This window comes from Mucilaginibacter sp. (assembly GCF_036383575.1).
Taxonomy (GTDB): domain Bacteria; phylum Bacteroidota; class Bacteroidia; order Sphingobacteriales; family Sphingobacteriaceae; genus Mucilaginibacter.
Genome location: NZ_DASVOB010000237.1, coordinates 1 through 2,188 on the forward strand (window position 1 = coordinate 1; position 2,188 = coordinate 2,188).

The following is a 2,188-nucleotide window of genomic DNA, read 5'->3' on the forward strand; positions in this document are numbered from 1 at the left end:
GTCATCATAGCGGATCATTTCGCCATTGTCATCTATCCGGGCATCAAAACGTGAGGCGTGAAAACACATCAATGATAATAACGCATTTACCTCGGGCAGGTTGGTTTCCTTATTTTCTATCAGGAGATAGTTGAGCCGCATGGCTTCCAAACACAGGTCTTTTCGTAACGTGGTACTCTGGCAACTGGAATAATAACCCTCGTTAAACAGCAGGTACAAAGTTTTCAATACAATGCCCAGTCGGTTAACAATATCGGCCGGTTCCGGGAAAACGATCTTTACTTTCTGCTCCCGCAGCTTCTCCTTAGCCCTGAAGAGGCGTTTATTAATGGTTTCTTTGTTCGATAAAAAGGCCTCGGCAATTTCATCGATCCCAAAACCGCAAAGGATCCTTAACGCAAGGCCAATCTGCGCTTCGGCCGGAAGTATTGGATGACAAATGGCAAACATCATTCGTAACTGGCTGTCGATGATGTTTTGGTCGGAAAGGTCTATCTCTATCTCGTAATTATCTTCAGCAACAAACGTTTCGGCTATCTTGTGCTTAAACTTTGATCCACGCCTTACATAATCAGTTGCTTTGTTACGGGCAACGGTATATAGCCAGGCTTTAGGATTATCAGGCAAGCCCTTAATGCCCCATGTTTCGGCAGCAGTGAGGAAAGTATCGCTGGCGATGTCTTCGGCGGCTTCTATATGTTCAAAGCCAAAATAATGGCATAGTACCGCAATTATCTTTTGATATTCGGAGCGGAATAAATGTGGTAAAAGCTGATCTTGCTGCATCATAAAGCAAGCAGCCTCCTGTGTATGGGAGGCTGCAAAATCATTTATACTTCCATAGGTATAATAGGGCGAACTTCAACACTGCCCCCTACCGATAATATCGGGCAGCCTTTTGATAACTCGGTGGCCTCTTCCAATGATGACGCTTTGATAATGCTGTAACCGCCTATAGCTTCTTTAACCTCAACATAAGGGCCATCTGTTACCACGTTGTCCGGTTTAATGACGCTACCATTGGTGTCCAGCCTGTTACCAACGGCAACCAGTTTGTTCTGTGCGGCAATGCCGCCAATCCATTCGCGCCAGTAATTCATCATGGTTTGCATTTGCTCGGGCGACCGCTGTGCCGCGCTGGCTTCTACATCTCTTCTGAAGATCAATAAGAACTCGTTCATGTTTTTTGAATTTAATGGTTAAAAACCAAAAGACGATCAGGCTAACCGGAATTGGACAGGCGCATGATTTTTTTATTAAAGTAATTAGAAAATATGAATTGAACTCATCAATTGAAATGAATACTTTACAATTCTATCATAAAACTACCTTGATTTCAACAACCCTTTTAACTTAATTTTACATTATACATTACACTACCACACCATGAAATATAGAAAATTAGGAAACACCGAAGTTGAACTTTCAGCCATTGGACTGGGCTGTATGGGCATGAACCATGCCTACGGCCAGCCGGATGATGATGAATCGATAGCAACCCTTGAAAAATCAATTGAAATAGGTATTAACTTTTGGGATACGGCTGATGTTTATGCCAACGGCCGTAATGAAGAGCTGGTATCAAAAGTATTAGTACCTAATCGTGATAAGATCTTTATCGCTACCAAATTTGGTTTCAGGGCCGGTGATGATGGCAGGCTCACCGAATTTGACGGCTCACCTGCTTATATCAAAACAGCGGTTGAACAAAGCTTAAAACGTTTAAAAACAGATGTGATCGATCTTTATTACGCCCATCGTATCGATCCGAACATACCTGTTGAAGATATGGTTGGTGCTATGGCCGACCTGGTAAAAGAGGGTAAAGTAAAACACCTTGGTTTGTCTGAAGCTTCTGCCAACTCTGTTCGTCGTGCGCATGCTGTACATCCTATCAGCGCTCTGCAAAGCGAATATTCATTATTAACCCGCGATGTTGAGGCTGAAATATTACCTGTTTGCAAAGAGCTCGGGATTTCATTTGTACCGTTTAGTCCGCTGGTGCGCGGTTTGGTGACCAACGCCCTGGATGTAACTAAACTGGCTGATAATGATTTCAGGAAAAGTCTTCCCCGTTATCAGGATGCTAATGCCGAAAATAATATGGGCCTGGCTCATGAATTTGCACAACTTGCTGCTCAAAAACAGTGTACGCCTGCTCAACTGGCGCTTGCATGGGTTTTGGCCC

At 43.6% G+C, this 2,188-nt stretch carries 3 protein-coding genes; 1 reads left to right on the forward strand and 2 read right to left on the reverse strand.

Translation table 11 applies throughout. The annotated features are described in order from the left end of the window. Nucleotides 1-789 (reverse strand): RNA polymerase sigma factor (locus tag VF500_RS08425; protein ID WP_330859251.1); only part of this gene is annotated, 789 nt, incomplete at its 3' end. A gap of 41 nt (nucleotides 790-830) precedes the next feature. Next, a complete protein-coding gene (locus VF500_RS08430; protein ID WP_330859252.1) occupies nucleotides 831-1,181 on the reverse strand; it encodes a YciI family protein in 351 nt (116 codons plus the stop codon). 205 nt (nucleotides 1,182-1,386) lie between these two features. Here VF500_RS08430 and VF500_RS08435 point away from each other — a divergent pair. Further along, nucleotides 1,387-2,188: aldo/keto reductase (locus VF500_RS08435; protein ID WP_330859253.1), on the forward strand; the 802-nt coding region annotated here is incomplete at its 3' end.

Excerpts from the sequence above, each read along its gene's own strand:
- VF500_RS08430 (WP_330859252.1), bottom strand. The coding sequence starts at position 1,181 with ATGAACGAGTTCTTATTGATCTTCAGAAGAGATGTAGAAGCCAGCGCG.